Origin of the sequence: Carnobacterium inhibens subsp. inhibens DSM 13024 (assembly GCF_000746825.1) — a bacterium.
Lineage (GTDB): Bacteria > Bacillota > Bacilli > Lactobacillales > Carnobacteriaceae > Carnobacterium_B > Carnobacterium_B inhibens.
This window is the reverse complement of record NZ_JQIV01000006.1, coordinates 1,853,376-1,869,346: the sequence shown is the minus strand read 5'-3', so window position 1 is coordinate 1,869,346 and position 15,971 is coordinate 1,853,376. Positions and strand designations below refer to the sequence as shown.

The following is a 15,971-nucleotide window of genomic DNA, read 5'->3' as shown; positions in this document are numbered from 1 at the left end:
TTTTTAAACTCGACTTTTTCGATATTTTTTTCGTTGAATAATTTTTGTTAATACTGTCGTAAGAATAAAAATCGCAATAAATGCCAAGGTGATTGTTGCACCTGGAGGAGTACCCCATTGATATGAAACGGTCAATCCTGTAAACATACCTATAATTCCTACAATAATTCCAACAAAAATGACCCAATAAAAGCTTTTACTTATTCGCATAGCAATCGCTGCTGGCAAAATCATAATAGCCGATACAAGCAAAGCTCCAGCAATTGGCATAATAACTGCAATAGTCACTCCAGTAATCACATTAAAGAGTATAGACATTAATTGTGCCGGCAAACCAGCTGTAAAAGCAGTATCTTCATCAAATGTCAGCACATACATTGGTCTACGAAAAACTAAAAACAATCCTACAATAATCACAAACAAAGCTGCTAATAAGTAAATTTGTTGTTGACTGATCGTAACAATTGAACCAAATAAGTATTGTTGAATCGTAGACGTAGAACCACCACTACTTAAACTCATAAGAACCAGTGCTATTGACATTCCAGCAGACATTAAAATAGCAATTGAAATCTCAGAATAAGATTTATACAGCGTTCGCAAATATTCAATGATCACAGCAGCAATCACTACTACAATCAACGTCATGAAGGTTGGGTTCACATTTAAAAACAACCCTAATGCAATTCCCGCTAAAGAAATATGTGACAATGTGTCTGCCATCAATGATTGCCTTCTAAGAACTAAAAATAACCCGAGAATAGGCGCAATAATGGCAATTAAGAATGCAGCTTGGAATGCTCGCTGCATGAATCCATAGAAAAACATCTCCATGGGGAATCCTCCTTTCGAATGAGCTGAATATGTCTATCTGCATAGTTTTTAATGTCATCATGATCATGCGTTACCATCAAGATACCTTTGCCATGAAATTCACTATTGTGTTTGAGTAATTCATAAAAATCGGTTCTGGACTCTAGATCCATACCAGTAGTAGGTTCATCTAAAACAAATAAATCTGGGTCTGTAGCAAAAATACGAGCTAGTGAAATCCGTTGTTTCTGTCCACCAGAAAGCTCACCGATTTTTTTATGACGCAAATCCCACATACCTACTGATTTTAACGCACGTTCAACATGTTCATGGTCTTCAGCATCTAATCGTTTAAACCATTTCCCTCTTTGGAAACGACCAGATCGAACCAACTCCAATACTGTGCTAGGGAAACCAGTATTAAAAGACGCCACTTGTTGCGGGATATACCCGATAGATAATGGTTCATTTCTTCTGTTTACAGCTGATAGATTGACCATTCCTTTAGTTGGTTTAAGTAAACCTAGAACATTGCGTAACAAAGTTGATTTTGCAGCCCCATTCTCGCCAGTCATCATAACAAATTCTCCAGGATCGACTGTAAAGGAAATATTTTCTAACACAGGTTCTTCATCATAATAAAAAGATAAATCTTTCACTTCAATGTAATGCATTGATGCCCCTTCTTTCTTTCACCTATGGAATAAGTCATACGACTAAACTCATAATTGGATTAATAAATACTTTTTTTTAGAGCAGCTAGATTATCTTTCATAGATTGGATATAATCTAGTCCTTTTTCTTGGTTTTCTTCTGTGATCCCTTCTATCGGGTTCAAAATTTCCAACTCTACGCCGGACTCATTAGCAAGCGTTTCGGCAATTTTATTAGAAGAGGTTTCGGCATAATAGATGTACTTAATGTCATTTTCTTTTATATAATCTTGTAATTCAGCAAGTTTAGCTGGACTAGGTTCTTCTTCAGTTGAAATCCCAGCAATTGAGACTTGTTCTAATTCATATCTGTCTGCTAAATAAGCAAACGCCGCATGTTGCGTCACAAAAACTCGTTTCGCAGTATCTTTAAAGGCTTGTTCAAACTCTTGATTTAACGCCTCTAATTTTCCATTGTACTCTGTTGCATTCGTTTGATACGCTTCTTCGTTTTCTGAATCTGCAGCAATCAAACCATCTTTAATATTATTGACTTCTTCTTGAGCAAGAACTGGATCTAACCAGATATGTGGATCCACATCATGTTGATGGTCGTCTGACTCATGTTCGTCATGTTCTCCTTCAGATTCCAATAAAGAAATGCCTTCACTGGCATTGACGATAACTGTATTTTCAGTATTTATACTTTCTAAGACACTTGTGACCCATATTTCCATTTCCTCACTGTTATAAACAAATACATCTGCATCCGAAATAGCTGCAACTTCTTTTGCACTTGGTTCATAACCATGCGTATCCGTTCCTGCTTCTAATAATAATGTCACATCTGCTTTATCTCCAGCAACATTTTTAGTGAAATCATACATAGGATAGAAAGTTGTTACCACTTGTAATTTATCTGAGTCTGATTGACTACTCTTTTGATCGCTACATCCTATTGTTATCAATACTAGTATTGTCAACAATGAAACCAAACTTAATCTCTTAGTTCTGTTCGTCAAGTGAATATCCTCCTTACAATTAATGTTACTGGTTAATTTATAATTTATTTTAATTCTCTCTATTCTTTAAACAGTAATGATTACGATTTAAAATTCCTTATGTAGCTTATCACTATCTACTTTGTGCGTCAAGAGAAAAATAGAACATAAAAGGTAGTAGTGGAACAAAATACATTTAGATCCGAATCGTCTCTTATATACCCTATCCTTAAAGCAACTACGGTAACTGGAGCGAACCAACGCAGGAAGTAATGTCTCACACCATTAAGCATGGTTCATGAAGATAATATTCATCGATTTTGATTTTTGGAGAACGTTCTAAAATAATCATTTAGAAATAGCAAAGAGGCTGGACTTTTGTCTCAGCCTCTACTTTTATAAATTTTCAATCTACTTTAACGTTCGTACCAAGTAAACTTCATTACAAAATCCTTTTAATCCATTATATACGCGCTGTGCCTTAGAATATTTCTTACATAAAGCATAAATAGTTGGTCCACTTCCACTCATCAAAGCAGCATCTGCACCAAATTGGAGCATCTTTCTTTTAATTCGTTTGATATCCGGTTGTTTTACAGCAGAAATAGGCTCCAAAGCATTACCAGTATTCTCTACCATTTGACTATAATCATTTTCTTGAATAGCTGTCAGCATATTTTCTGTTTCTGGATGAGTAATTTGCTCAAATGAAAGATTCTCGAAAACGGTCCAAGTAGAAATACCTTTTTTAGGCTTAACAAGTACTACCCAGCATTGGGGAATCGCATCAATTTGTTGAATTTTCTCTCCTCTACCTGTTGCATAGGCCGTTCCGCCATAAATACAGTAAGGAACATCTGAACCTATTTTTTCTCCAATTAAGGCTAATTCATCATTACTTAAATTTAACTGCCATAATCGATTGAGCCCTCTCAAAGTAGCAGCCGCATCACTGCTACCGCCAGCTAAACCAGCAGCAATAGGAATATTCTTTTCAATCGTAATATCCACGCCTTTTTCAATATGATACGTATCTTTAAAAAGTTTTGCAGCTTTATAGGCATGATTTCGTTGATCTAATGGTAAAAAACCATTATTTGAATGAATAACGATCTGATTTTCTTCAATTGTTTTTAACACTATGCGATCTGCCAAATCAACTGAAGTCATTACCATCTCCATTTCATGGTAACCATCATCTCTTTTATGCAAAACATCTAAACACAAATTAATTTTAGCGGGAGCCTTTTCTATTACCTCCATTTCTCTTCACTCCTTTCCTCTTTATTTTTTGATTGTCTGTAAAACATACTAGCTTAAAAAAAAAGATTTGAAAAGCAAGAAAGGTATAATTTAACTTAAATATTATAAATTAACAAGAAATTAATGACTTCTGACTAGCACTATTAAAGTTAAATGGCGTATTTTTTTCTAAAAAAAGAGGCTGGGACAAAATCCCAGCCTCTTATTTGTATACGAATATTTATTCTAAAACGTGCTCCAAAAAGGCAGACCCGACGTCCACTTCGCGAACAATGCTCGATGGTCGATGACCATACTGCGCTTATTCGTTCCAGTGATTCGGGTCTAAACGCTTTTTGTCTCACTCTCTTTTTCTCTTTATGTAAAAGGAGCTACTAATTCAACTTTGATTCTGTCGGGATCTTCAAAAAAAACGGCATAATGCTGCTCTCCGCCGGCAAACGGATGACGTTTTTTATAAAGAATTTCAATACCTTTTTCTTGTAGTTTTTTTGTTAAGCTGTCTACTTGCTCTTTAGAACTTGCTTGAAACGCTAAGTGATTCAACCCTGTATGTCCTCTATGGTAACCTTCAGAAAGAAATTTCTCTTTCGTTTGGACAAACACAATATAAGTTTCATCTCTTTTCCAGCTTCTTCCTTCATCCCAAGTTTGAAAAGCTTGATACCCTAAGTCCTCTAAAAACCAGCCCCAAAATGCTACTGATTTTTTTAAATTTGAAACATTTAATTCTATGTGATGAATAGTTCCCATTCCCAAGAACACCCCTCCAAAAAAACTTATGATTCTACTTATTCATTTATTTGTACAAAAAAACGAGCTTATATTAGCTCGTCAAAATGATTTCTATTTTAGTTTTATGCGAATTGCCAATTTTCTTCTTCAATAAATTCAATTTCTACAGATTGAGTTAAAACATCTGTGTAACTATATGAGACACGTTCAAATGCATTTTCATCTTGGTCTAGCTCAACCACAAACACGGAATGATATGTGTCTGCTAAAATACCTTTGCGTTCGGTTTTTTTCTTACGACCAGCTTGCGCGGTCAACATAATCTTTTTACCTAAATGATCATCTAAGCTTTCTTTAATGTCTGCTAATGTACTTGGCATCAGATTCACCTCACTCGTCTGATGCCATTATAACATACTTCACAAAATTTTACAAGTATACCACAAGAAAACCTTTCGCACAAATAATAATTCTCTCATATATCAGATTTTACAAATCCTTGAAACAACTGAATTTTTGAGTGAAATCATTTTAAAATTAATCTTTTTCTAATACAATTTCATCAATAGCATCCGACAAACGAGCAAATTCTTCCAAGCTTAATGTTTCCCCACGACGTTTTGGATCAATATTCGCTGTTTCTAATGCTTGTGTTAATTTTTCTCTGATTTCATCTTCTTTACCATATCTAATCAACAAATTGTTCCAAAGCGTTTTACGTCTTTGCACAAAAGCCGAACGAACTAATGTAAAAAAGGACTTTTCATTCTTGACCGTTACACTTGGTGTCGCTCTTCTTGTTAATTTGATAATAGCAGAATCAACATTTGGCTGCGGTATAAAGACTGTCTTAGGGACAATAAAAGCAACTTCTGCTTCCATGTAATATTGAATAGCAATAGATAATGATCCGTATGCTTTGCTTCCAGGAGCAGCTGTTATCCGTTCAGCTACTTCCTTTTGCATCATAATCGTTAACCCATCGATTCGAACAGGGGTTTCTAAGAAATGCATAATAATAGGCGTTGTAATATAGTAAGGCAAATTAGCTACAACAACTAAAGGTTCATCTAAATCGATCAATTCTGGTAACGTTTGTTGTAAATTGACTTTCAATACATCACTATGAACAATAGAAATATTATCATAAGGACTTAGAGTGTCTTTTAACACCGGCAATAAACGGTCGTCTATTTCAAAAGCAATGACTTCCTTACTTACTCTTGCAAGGTGTTCGGTTAAAGCTCCTATCCCGGGACCAACTTCAATGACATTCGTATTTTTATCGATATCAGAAGCCGCTACTATATTGCTTAAAATATTAGGATCCACAATAAAGTTCTGACCTAAACTTTTCTTTACTGAAAAACCATATTTTTCCATTATTTCTTTTGTTCTTGACGGCGTTGCTATATCTTTATGATTTGTCATGTTTTTCTTCCTCCAAAATTTGCTGCATCACTTTTATAACTTCTTCCGGAGAGATTTGAAACATTTGCAATCTCTTTTGAAGTTGTTTTCCGTTAGTGTAACCAATATTGAGTCTTTCTCCCAATTTTGTTCGTCTCTTTCGTGCATTTGGTCCCATGATCAATCCGGCATCCATTAACAATTCTTGTGAAACTAATGATTCTTTAGCTATGGTCTCTGTATAGCATTTCGCCAATGCAGCTCGTATTGCTTCTGGTGAAGCATGCTCAATACCTAAACTACCTTTTCCTTTTGATCTGGCTTCATCTTTTGTTAAAAATGCATGTTTCACTCCTGGAACAGCTTGAGCAATGATCTTGCGGATTTTTTCACCCGGGAAATCAGGATCCGTAAACACAATAACACCTCTTGTTTCATGAGCTTTTTTTATCAATAAGAGGGTTTCTTCATCGATAGCCGATCCATTCGTTTCAATCGTATCTGCTTCTACGGATTCTACTATACGCCTCGTATCGTCTCGTCCTTCAACAACAATAATTTCTTTTATTTTCTCCATTAGACTAACCTAAATAAGCGATTAGCATTTTGCATCGTTTGTTTAGCTACTTCTTCGTAACTCATGCCTCTTTGTTTCGCCACTTCTTCTGCTACAAATTTAACGTATGCTGGTTCGTTTCGCTTTCCTCTATAAGGCATTGGCGCTAAATAAGGAGCATCTGTTTCAATCAATAGTTTATCAAAAGGAGCGGCTTTAGCTACTTCTCTTACTTCAGGAGCATTTTTAAAGGTAATGACGCCACTTACAGAGATGTGCATGCCTAAATCTAAGAACCGTTCCATCCATAATATATCTCCACTAAAACTGTGCATAATTCCGCCAACATCTTCAACATGTTCTTTTTTCATCAGTTCATAAGTATCCTCGATAGAGTCTCTCATGTGAATACTGATGGGCAGCTTTAATTCTTTTGCGATTTGGATCTGTCTATGAAATACATCTTTTTGGACATCTTTTGGAGAAGTGTCCCAATGGTAATCTAGTCCCATCTCTCCCATAGCCACTACTTTTGGCAACTGCAATTGGTGATACAGCTTTTCTTCAATCTCTTCCGTATATAAGTAACTTTCTGTCGGGTGCCAACCAATAATGCTATAAATTTCTTCATATTGTTTATTTAAAGCTAACGATTTTTCAATCGTTTCAGTATCAAAACCAACAACAGCCATTCTAGTAACGTCGTTTTCGATTGCACGTTGTACTGTTTCTGGAACTTCATTATCAAATTCCTCTGCATTCACATGCGTATGCGTATCAAATAACATCCTAACATCCTTTCTTTTCTTCTTTAACAGAAACACCCTGCTAAATGGGTTTCCAGCAGGGTATATCGTTTTATAAGGTTTTAAGCAATTTCAGAACCGTTTGGTGCTTCAAGCGGCGCTTCAATAATTTGAAGTTTTCCATCCTTTTCAGCAGACAGAATCATTCCTTGGCTGACTTCTCCACGCATTTTACGCGGTTTCAAGTTAGCGACGATCATAACTTTTTTACCAATTAAAGCTTCTGGATCAGGATACCATTCTGCAATACCTGAAAGAATTTGGCGATGACCTTCGTCGCCTGCATCTAAACGGAATTTCAAAAGTTTATCTGCTCCTTCTACTTTTTGGCAATCGATCACTTCAGCCACTTTTAATTCTACTTTATCAAAATCTTCATATTTAATTTGTTTTTCTTTTGTTGAAACTAAAGTTGTTTCTGATGGATCCCATTCCGTTTCTTCTGCTTCAGCTTCTTGTGTCGGCTCATCAGAAGTACCAGCCATTTGTTCTTTGATATAAGCTACTTCTACATCTATATCCAATCGAGGGAAAATAGGTGTGCCTTTTTTAATGACTGTAGTATTGGCAGGGAATAATCCAAATTGAACCGTTGACCAACTTCCAGCAAATTCTCCTTCGACACCTAATTGAGTAAATATTTCTTTAGGTGCATGAGTCAAGAATGGTTGCAATAGAATAGCTGAAATACGAAGAGTTTCTGCTAAATGAACCATAACACTAGACAATTCTGCTGTTTTATCTGCTTCTTTTGCTAATTTCCATGGCGCTGTTTCATCAATGTATTTGTTTGCACGCGAAATCAATACCCAAACATGGCTTAACGCGCTACTAAATTGCATATTTTCCATTTCGTTTTGATAATCAGCACAAACTTTTTCTGCTGTTTCTTTTAGAACAGCATCAAATTCCGTAACATTTCCTGTATAGTCTGGAACTTTTCCATCAAAATACTTATTGATCATCGCAATCGTACGGTTCAACAAGTTTCCTAAGTCATTTGCTAAATCGTAATTTACACGAGAAACAAAGTCTTCTGGAGTGAAAACACCGTCGCTTCCAAAAGTCACTTCACGCATCAAATAATAGCGTAAAGCATCTAAACCGTATTGTTCTACTAGCATTTCTGGGTAAACCACGTTCCCTTTTGATTTAGACATTTTGCCATCTTTCATTAACAACCATCCGTGGCCAAATATTTTTTTAGGCAATGGTAAATCTAATGCCATTAACATGATTGGCCAATAAATAGTATGGAAACGAACGATTTCTTTCCCAACCATATGCACATCTGCAGGCCAGAACTTATCAAATAAAGACGTGTCATCTGTACCGTAACCAAGTGCAGTAATGTAGTTTGCAAGTGCATCGATCCATACATAAATAACGTGTTTAGGATTGCTTGGTACTTTAACGCCCCAAGTAAATGTCGTACGAGAAACTGCTAGATCTTCTAAACCTGGCTTAATAAAGTTATTGATCATTTCATTTTTACGCGATTCAGGCTGAATAAAGTCTGGGTGTTCATTGTAGTAAGCTAATAATCGATCCGCATATTTACTCATTCTGAAGAAGTAAGATTCTTCTTTGATCAATTCTACTGGATGCCCGCTGTCAGGTGACTTTCCACCAATGATCTTTCCTTGAGCATCTCTTTCGATATCTACTAACTGTGTTTCTGTATAGAATGTTTCATCCGGCACAGAATACCAGCCTTCATATTCGTCTAAATAAATATCTCCTTGCGCTAAAAAGCGTTCGAAAATATCTGCTACAATTTTTTCATGTACAGGATCTGTTGTTCGAATAAATTTATCGTTGCTAATTTCTAACAGTTTCCATAGACTTTGCATACCTTCAGCCATTTGATCCACATACTCTTGAGGGGTAATAGCTAATTCTTGTGCTTTATTTTCGATTTTTTGACCATGTTCATCACTACCTGTTAAGTAAAAAACATCAAAGTCTTGCATTCTTTTGTAACGTGCCATAACGTCACATGCAATCGTAGAATAGGCATTTCCAATATGCAGTTTTCCACTTGGATAATAAATGGGTGTTGTAATATAAAATGTTTTTTTCTCAGCCACTTTAGGTGCCTCCTTAGTAGGTTTAACTACTTCATTCTAACCATCTAGTAAACATTCTCTTAGAAAAGAAGGTACGTTTAGACAACAAATGAGTAGGTTGCTTTTTTATTTAAATTAATTCTTCTCAAAAGCTTTCTGAAATAGTATACCACAGAAAGCTACTGAAAATAGGATAATCCTATTGTTTTCTTTCATCTTAAACAAAGTTTCTCTCTCTTCTTCAAGTGCTTTTTAAGGCAGTAAATCCAATTTCTGCAACCCTTTTAAAATACCATTATTTTCTGGAGAGGCTGTGATATCATCAGCAATTTCTTTTAACTCCCTGCGTCCGCTTTCCATGGCGATTCCCATATCCACTGCTTGCAACATTTCAATATCGTTCAACCCGTCTCCAAATGCCACCGTTTCATTTATTCCAATACCCATGTGGTCAATTAATTTTTGGATACCTACTGCTTTAGACATTCCTTTTGAAATAACATCTACTGAGTAAGGATTCCATCTCGTAAAGTGACAATCCGGAAAAGCTTCTTGGTAATAATCATCATATTCTTCTGTGGTATGAATGATGCATTGATAAATAATACGATTTTCATAATAATGTGGCAAAATAGGCTTCATTTTTTTAGACGATCCTACATATCGTGTAATCAATTGCATGACTTTTTTAGGTGGAGCTATCGGAACACGTTGGATCATTTTTTTCAATAAACCTTTCTGACCAAAAGTAACCATTGAAGTTCCCAATATTTCATCACTCCCGCAAAAAGCTATCCGTTGTTTATTTACTTCTGCAGCAACCGCTAATCGCTTGACCGAATCCTCTGATAAAGGATTCTGAAAAATTGTTTTCCCTTCATGTACCACGTACTGACCATTTAATGTAATATGTGTTTGAATATCTAAGTCTTTCAAAATTTCATCGATTCTAAATGGTGCTCTTCCCGTTGCAATGACAGGCATAATGCCATTCTTTTTTAAATCTTGAATAGCTTGTTTAGCTGAAGCAGGAATTTTTTTCCGATCGGTCAATAATGTTCCGTCAATATCAAAAAAAACTAATTTATACATTTTAAAGGCTCCTCTAACGATTTTTATTTAAGCGTATTCATATTTATTCTAATAGCATTATTAAATCAGAATGTTTCGCGTGAAACAATTTATATAGTTACTATTTCATCGTGAATTTATCGATTGTCTATTAAGATGTTTCTACTTTCTTTCATCATAACGGTTGCTGTACAATAAGGCTAGTTATTCTAAACTAAAGAAAGAAGGATTTCTGATGATCTCTATCGGTTTAACGGGATGGTCTGATCACGATTTGCTGACTATCCGCCCATCAAAACGGCTGGAAGATTATAGTTCTCATTTTCCTTTTGTAGAATTAGACACTAGCTTCTACGCTATTCCACCGGATAAGAATATTTTATCTTGGATTGAAAAAACACCTCCTACTTTTCAATTTATTCCAAAAGCATTTCAAGCTATGTCACAACATAAGGACTGGTTGAAGTTTTTCCCAACTGAACAACAGATGTTTGAGCATTACATCGCTGTTTTCGAGCCTATGATCTCAAGCGATCGCATTAAAGCTTTTCTATTTCAATTTCCGCCTTTTTTTGATTGCACAAAAGAGCATGTTCAGTATTTAAGAAAAGTGCGACATTTTATGAAAGATTTGCCTGTGGCTATTGAATTTCGTCATGCAAGTTGGTACAGCGACACTAACAAAGAAAACACATTAACGTTTCTAGCTGAAGAAAATTTTATTCATACTGTTGTTGATCAACCAAAAACTCCCGGAAATAGTGTGCCATTAATTAGTATAGGTACAAATACAGCATTAACCCTATTTCGATTACATGGCCGGAATTATGAAGGTTGGTTAGATTCAAGTGGGCCGGATTGGCGAAAAAAAAGAACCCTTTATGATTACAGCTCCTCCGAACTAGACGAATTTGTATCCATTATTCGTCAATTAGAAAAAGACTCTAAAGAAGTGGCTGTTATCTTTAACAACAACTCTGGAGGGCACGCTGCAGCAAATGCCAAGCAATTGCAAAAGAAATTGCATCTCGACTTTGATCACCTTGCTCCGCAACAAACAGAACTGAATCTATTTGAGGATGATCTGTAGCCTCTTTTCTTTTATGAACGTAGAACAAAAATAGAACATACTCTTAGCAATAAAGAGCATGTCCTATTTTTTTCGACTGAAGAATTGTGCATCTACACGTTTTCCGAATTTCTGTTATGCCAATTTCTGACTAAAACAGAAAGCAAAAAACAGATAATGAAATAAACCAATGCTAGGAAGCCATAAATCAAAAAGACTTCAGAAGTTTTTGTTACTTTTCCTAAAATGACTTGTCCACTTCGGGTAAATTCCATTATGCCTAATCCAGCAAGAAAAGAAGTATCCTTAATGGTTGTAATCACTTGCGATAGCAAAGAAGGAATAATTTTTTTGAATGTTTGAGGCAGAATAATATACATTAACGATTGAAAAAAAGAAAACCCTTGAGAATGAGCTGCTTCAAATTGGCCTTTTGGTATAACGTTTAATCCTCCACGTACAATTTCTGCTACTACCGCAGCTGTATATAAAAATAAAGCTAATGAACCTTTTACTAAAATCGTACTTCCCGGAATCAGAAATGCACATCCCAGCATCCATAAAAGCAACGGCGTATTGCGAAAAAGTTCAATATAAAAACTAGCTAATTTTCCAAAAAATTTGTTTTCATAATTTCTGACTAATCCTAATAATGTTCCAAATAGGATGGACAGGATCACTACACATAAAGAGATTAGTAAACTAGTCTTTAATCCATCTAATAAAAATAATACATTAGCGGGTGTAAACACATTTTTCATGGATTCGATCATTCCATCACCTCCGGAATATCCACCACAACGGAATCATTTTTCTTTAATTTCTCTTCATATTTCCTTGAGAACGTAGCCAATGGGAAACAAAGTAAAAAGTATAGTAACCCTGCAAATACATAAGGTGGTCCGTAATTCAAAGAATAAGAAGCATAAGAATCAGCTGCATACATTAAGTCTGCCCCAGCAATAATCGCTAAAACGGAAGTGTTTTTTATTAGATTAACCGCTTGGTTCGTTAATGGAGGTAATATACTTTTCACCATCTGCGGCAATATAATGTAGCGCATCGTTTGTGTGTATCCAAATCCTTGAGAATACGCGGCTTCTTGTTGGCCTTTAGGAACAGATAAAATACCTGCACGTACTACTTCTCCGATATAAGCCCCATGATACAAACCGACACCTACTACTCCTATAGTAAATTCACTCAAGACCAAACCAGCCATAGCTAATCCGTTATACATAAAGAATATTTGGATGACAAGAGGGATATTTTGAAAAATTTCGACATATACTCGTGCAATCGCACGCAAGACACCATTATGAGCAGTTGATAGAATCCCAATAATCACCCCTATGATTAGAGACAATGCCAATGCTAATATAGCCACTTGGAGCGTTCGTAAAAATCCAGAACTAAAATTATCGAAGTTTTGAAAAAGGTCCTCCCATCTCCAAAGTGCGAATGGATTTGTACTTTTCATTATTCACTCAATCCCCACTCTGAAACTAATCCGTCAAGAGTTCCGTCTTCACCCCATGTAGTAATCAACTCATTTACATACTCTGCTAATTCCGTATTTGTCTTCTTAGTTGCAATACCATAATCTTGAGTGGCAAAACGATCGGATAAAATCTCAGTTGAATCGTCTAAATAACCAGCCAAAATAGATCTGTCTACACTAAATGCGTCTACACGGCCTGAATCCAAGGCTGCTTTGATTTCTGGATAAGTTGCGTATTCTGAAAAGTCTACTGTTATATCATATTGTTCAGCTTCTGCTGTAATGGCTTCAGCTGTGGTAGAACTTTGCGATACACCAATAGTTGCTCCATCCATGTCTTTTAATCCTTCATAATTTTTATCTTTTTTAACCAATAAACCTACTGCATCTTCATAATAAGCATCTGTGAAGTTATAAGTCTCTTTACGTTCTTCTGTTACTGTAAAAGTAGCAATAATCATATCTACTTCTCCATTGTCCAACAATGGACCACGTGTTTTAGCCGTAACAGGTGTCAATTCAATAGCATCTGGATCACCTAAAATCTCTTCAGCTAATTTTTTAGCAATATCGATTTCGAATCCTTCTATCTCCCCTGTATCTGTATTCTTCAAACCAAAATTCGGAACATCTTCTTTAACTCCTACTTTTAAAACGCCTGCTTCTTTAATGGCTTCAATCGTTACTTGATCTGATTTTTTTGCCGTTTCCGCCTCTGTTGTTGAACCATCATCTGACGAACAAGCCCCTAAAAATAATACACTAGATAAAATTACTGTTGCTAATAAGTTTCTCTTTTTCATTCCTTTTCCTCCTAAGTAATTATCATTTTTTTATCTTAAAATTTTGCTTAAAAATTCTTTCGTTCGTTCATGTGTAGGGTTCTCAAAGAAGTGTTCTGGCGGTCCTACTTCAAGAATGGTCCCATCATCCATAAAAATAACACGATCAGCTACTTGTTTAGCAAAACCCATTTCGTGCGTCACAACAACCATCGTAATATTCATGCTGGATAACTTGATCATTACGTCCAAGACTTCTTGGACCGTCTCAGGATCTAAAGCAGAAGTCGGTTCATCGAATAAAATAATTTTCTTCTCTGAACAAAGTGATCTAGCGATGGCTACTCTTTGTTGTTGTCCGCCTGATAATGATGAAGGGTATGCCGTTGCTTTTTCTCTTAATCCTACAATATCTAAATATCGATAAGCCATTTCTTCTGCTTCTTCTTTAGTCTTGTTCTGCAATTTCATTGGACCTATTGTTAGGTTTCCTAACACAGTCATATGTGGGTATAGGTTGAATTGTTGAAAAACCATTGCAGAGGAATTTCGTACCGTTTCTAGTTTATTTTTTGAAGTTAGCTGATTTCCATCTATATAAACTTCTCCTGTTGTAGGTTCTTCCAGAAAATTCATGCATCTGACTGTGGTACTTTTCCCAGAACCAGAAGGTCCTATAATAACGACTTTTTCTCCCTCCGCCACCTCTAGATTCACATCTTTTAGTACATGGTGGTCTCCAAAATATTTATTTACATTCTGTAATTTAATCAACTTTGCCTCATCCCCTTTTGCAAGAACTTTTCCAGTACTTAGATATTTTGTACTGTTTAAGCAAGTTATTTCTGCTTAAAGCCAAATTATAAATACACTTTTATTAGAAATCAATTAAAATATAGCGTTGTTATGTTAGGTTTTATAACACCAGTTTAGCAATAGTTTAATAAATATGTTTTGAAACCTTTTATTATAGCTGTTTAAAAATGACAAAACTATCATTTTTTTATCATTAAATTGCCAAAAAAGACATTATTTCCTAGGAAATAATGTCTTTTTTTAAATTATATTCTGTTTTTTATCTTTTATTGTAATAATTCTTTTGCTAATAAACGGTATACATTTAATCGTTTTTCTTGTGAATGAGGAATACTACAGATCATCGCTTCATCAAAACCATACCTCTCTTGATCTTCTAATAATTTTGCAGCGATTTCTTTGGGTGTGCCTACTAAATGTAATTCGCGTCCTTGTTTTATCGTTAATTGATCAATTTCGGTTAAAGGATAATGTTGTGCTTCTTCAGGTGTCAGCAATTGACCCATTTGTCCTTTTCTCATCAATAGACGTGCAATATCTTGTGGCTTAGCTTCATATTCTGCTTCTTCTCTAGTTTCAGCTGTCGTCACAAGATACGCTACATTGATGTTCGGTTTTTCCATAAAAGCAGAAGGTTGAAAATTGACTCTGTATTCATCTAAGATATCTTTTGTCATTCCACCCATAAAGAATTGAGCAAAAGAATAACCCACTCCCATTTGAGCGGCTTTTCGTGCGCTACTTCCACTAGAACCCAGTAACCAAGATTCAGGCAATTGAATGTGTGAAGGAGTAGCAATTGTTCGATTATATAATCGATCTTCAGGTACTTCATCATTGATTAATTTTAATGCCGTATCAAATTTTTCATACATATTGTCCAACATAGGCTGACGACCTTCTGATAAAGCATAGATTGAATTATTGTCGCCACCTGGAGCACGACCTACTCCAAAATCGATTCTTCCTGGTGAGAAAGCACTTAACGTTTTAAAAACTTCCGCTAATTTCAAGGGTGAATAATGCATCATCATAACGCCGCCTGTGCCGATTCGAATATTTTTTGTTTTTGCTGCTAAATGCGCTGCTGTAATCTCAGGCGCTGAACTTGCATAACCATTCGTGCCATGGTGTTCCGCCATCCACATACGTGTATACCCTAATTCATCTGCTAAAATAGCCAATTCTTCAGCTTTTAATAAAGCTTCTGCAGCTGTATTTCCGCTGGTTATCGGTGCTTGATCTAAGACACTTAATCTCACTATTTTTCCATCTCCTTATATATATAAACAGTTTTAGTATTAATTCTTGATACTACTAACTAGGTAACAAATAAATTTCCATTCGTTACTTTTTCATCATTATTTCCATTATAAAGAAACGACTATTAGTTTTCTATGTTTAAGTCTTAATGTAGTGATTACCT

17 protein-coding genes are annotated in these 15,971 nt (G+C 35.5%); 1 reads left to right on the top strand and 16 read right to left on the bottom strand.

Annotated elements, in window-relative coordinates; all coding sequences use genetic code 11:
• Window positions 1-3: 3 nt before the first annotated feature.
• From BR65_RS10145 to BR65_RS10095, 11 genes are all read right to left on the bottom strand, one after another.
• Window positions 4-834 carry a metal ABC transporter permease gene (locus BR65_RS10145; RefSeq protein ID WP_034538062.1) on the bottom strand — a complete coding sequence of 277 codons (831 nt, stop codon included), beginning with the start codon at window positions 832-834 and terminating at the stop codon, window positions 4-6.
• The gene (locus tag BR65_RS10140; protein ID WP_023176626.1) at window positions 780-1,487 is read right to left on the bottom strand and encodes a metal ABC transporter ATP-binding protein; all 708 of its coding nucleotides are present in this window, start codon (window positions 1,485-1,487) and stop codon (window positions 780-782) included. The genes BR65_RS10145 and BR65_RS10140 overlap by 55 nt, the downstream gene beginning before the upstream one ends.
• Before the next feature lie 59 nt (window positions 1,488-1,546).
• The gene (locus BR65_RS10135) at window positions 1,547-2,488 is read right to left on the bottom strand and encodes a metal ABC transporter substrate-binding protein (protein WP_023176624.1); all 942 of its coding nucleotides are present in this window, start codon (window positions 2,486-2,488) and stop codon (window positions 1,547-1,549) included.
• Window positions 2,489-2,878: 390 nt separating this feature from the next.
• Window positions 2,879-3,730: a 4-(cytidine 5'-diphospho)-2-C-methyl-D-erythritol kinase gene (gene ispE / locus BR65_RS10130; protein ID WP_023176622.1), complete on the bottom strand. Its 852-nt coding sequence runs from the start codon at window positions 3,728-3,730 to the stop codon at window positions 2,879-2,881.
• A 357-nt stretch (window positions 3,731-4,087) separates the two neighbouring features.
• Entirely contained in the window at window positions 4,088-4,483 is a 396-nt protein-coding gene (locus tag BR65_RS10125; RefSeq protein ID WP_034538781.1) for a VOC family protein, read from the bottom strand.
• Between the two features lie 104 nt (window positions 4,484-4,587).
• Complete coding sequence (locus tag BR65_RS10120) at window positions 4,588-4,845, bottom strand: Veg family protein (protein WP_023176619.1); 258 nt, start codon at window positions 4,843-4,845, stop codon at window positions 4,588-4,590.
• A gap of 157 nt (window positions 4,846-5,002) precedes the next feature.
• Window positions 5,003-5,896: a 16S rRNA (adenine(1518)-N(6)/adenine(1519)-N(6))-dimethyltransferase RsmA gene (rsmA, locus tag BR65_RS10115; RefSeq protein ID WP_023176617.1), complete on the bottom strand. Its 894-nt coding sequence runs from the start codon at window positions 5,894-5,896 to the stop codon at window positions 5,003-5,005.
• Entirely contained in the window at window positions 5,883-6,452 is a 570-nt protein-coding gene (gene rnmV, locus BR65_RS10110; protein WP_023176616.1) for a ribonuclease M5, read from the bottom strand. Before rnmV ends, rsmA begins: the two co-directional genes overlap by 14 nt.
• Window positions 6,452-7,219 (bottom strand): TatD family hydrolase, encoded by a 768-nt coding sequence (locus tag BR65_RS10105; protein WP_023176614.1) that lies wholly within the window; start codon window positions 7,217-7,219, stop codon window positions 6,452-6,454. The genes rnmV and BR65_RS10105 overlap by 1 nt, the downstream gene beginning before the upstream one ends.
• An 80-nt stretch (window positions 7,220-7,299) precedes the next feature.
• A complete protein-coding gene (gene metG / locus BR65_RS10100) occupies window positions 7,300-9,327 on the bottom strand; it encodes a methionine--tRNA ligase (RefSeq protein ID WP_034538060.1) in 2,028 nt (675 codons plus the stop codon).
• Window positions 9,328-9,558: 231 nt separating this feature from the next.
• On the bottom strand, window positions 9,559-10,398 hold the full coding sequence (locus tag BR65_RS10095; RefSeq protein ID WP_023176611.1) for a Cof-type HAD-IIB family hydrolase: 840 nt from the start codon (window positions 10,396-10,398) through the stop codon (window positions 9,559-9,561).
• A 214-nt stretch (window positions 10,399-10,612) separates the two neighbouring features.
• On the opposite strand from BR65_RS10095, the gene BR65_RS10090 reads away from it, so the two are divergent.
• Window positions 10,613-11,467, top strand: coding sequence for a DUF72 domain-containing protein (locus tag BR65_RS10090; RefSeq protein WP_023176609.1), 855 nt, complete (start codon window positions 10,613-10,615; stop codon window positions 11,465-11,467).
• Window positions 11,468-11,559: 92 nt separating this feature from the next.
• Here BR65_RS10090 and BR65_RS10085 read toward each other — a convergent pair whose 3' ends face one another.
• The 5 genes from BR65_RS10085 to BR65_RS10065 form a co-directional block, all read right to left on the bottom strand.
• Window positions 11,560-12,219 carry an amino acid ABC transporter permease gene (locus BR65_RS10085; protein ID WP_211251490.1) on the bottom strand — a complete coding sequence of 220 codons (660 nt, stop codon included), beginning with the start codon at window positions 12,217-12,219 and terminating at the stop codon, window positions 11,560-11,562.
• Window positions 12,216-12,926, bottom strand: coding sequence for an amino acid ABC transporter permease (locus BR65_RS10080; protein WP_023176606.1), 711 nt, complete (start codon window positions 12,924-12,926; stop codon window positions 12,216-12,218). The genes BR65_RS10085 and BR65_RS10080 overlap by 4 nt, the downstream gene beginning before the upstream one ends.
• Window positions 12,926-13,750: a transporter substrate-binding domain-containing protein gene (locus BR65_RS10075; RefSeq protein WP_023176604.1), complete on the bottom strand. Its 825-nt coding sequence runs from the start codon at window positions 13,748-13,750 to the stop codon at window positions 12,926-12,928. Before BR65_RS10075 ends, BR65_RS10080 begins: the two co-directional genes overlap by 1 nt.
• A gap of 30 nt (window positions 13,751-13,780) precedes the next feature.
• Window positions 13,781-14,503: an amino acid ABC transporter ATP-binding protein gene (locus BR65_RS10070; protein ID WP_023176602.1), complete on the bottom strand. Its 723-nt coding sequence runs from the start codon at window positions 14,501-14,503 to the stop codon at window positions 13,781-13,783.
• A gap of 308 nt (window positions 14,504-14,811) precedes the next feature.
• Entirely contained in the window at window positions 14,812-15,807 is a 996-nt protein-coding gene (locus tag BR65_RS10065; protein WP_034538057.1) for an MsnO8 family LLM class oxidoreductase, read from the bottom strand.
• Window positions 15,808-15,971: the final 164 nt, after the last annotated feature.

Coding starts and splice junctions, on each gene's coding strand:
- BR65_RS10145 (WP_034538062.1), bottom strand. CDS start 834: ATGGAGATGTTTTTCTATGGATTCATGCAGCGAGCATTCCAAGCTGCA.
- BR65_RS10140 (WP_023176626.1), bottom strand. CDS start 1,487: ATGCATTACATTGAAGTGAAAGATTTATCTTTTTATTATGATGAAGAA.
- ispE (WP_023176622.1), bottom strand. CDS start 3,730: ATGGAGGTAATAGAAAAGGCTCCCGCTAAAATTAATTTGTGTTTAGAT.
- BR65_RS10125 (WP_034538781.1), bottom strand. CDS start 4,483: ATGGGAACTATTCATCACATAGAATTAAATGTTTCAAATTTAAAAAAA.
- BR65_RS10120 (WP_023176619.1), bottom strand. CDS start 4,845: ATGCCAAGTACATTAGCAGACATTAAAGAAAGCTTAGATGATCATTTA.
- rsmA (WP_023176617.1), bottom strand. CDS start 5,896: ATGACAAATCATAAAGATATAGCAACGCCGTCAAGAACAAAAGAAATA.
- rnmV (WP_023176616.1), bottom strand. CDS start 6,452: ATGGAGAAAATAAAAGAAATTATTGTTGTTGAAGGACGAGACGATACG.
- BR65_RS10105 (WP_023176614.1), bottom strand. CDS start 7,219: ATGTTATTTGATACGCATACGCATGTGAATGCAGAGGAATTTGATAAT.
- BR65_RS10095 (WP_023176611.1), bottom strand. CDS start 10,398: ATGTATAAATTAGTTTTTTTTGATATTGACGGAACATTATTGACCGAT.
- BR65_RS10090 (WP_023176609.1), top strand. CDS start 10,613: ATGATCTCTATCGGTTTAACGGGATGGTCTGATCACGATTTGCTGACT.
- BR65_RS10085 (WP_211251490.1), bottom strand. CDS start 12,219: ATGATCGAATCCATGAAAAATGTGTTTACACCCGCTAATGTATTATTT.
- BR65_RS10080 (WP_023176606.1), bottom strand. CDS start 12,926: ATGAAAAGTACAAATCCATTCGCACTTTGGAGATGGGAGGACCTTTTT.
- BR65_RS10075 (WP_023176604.1), bottom strand. CDS start 13,750: ATGAAAAAGAGAAACTTATTAGCAACAGTAATTTTATCTAGTGTATTA.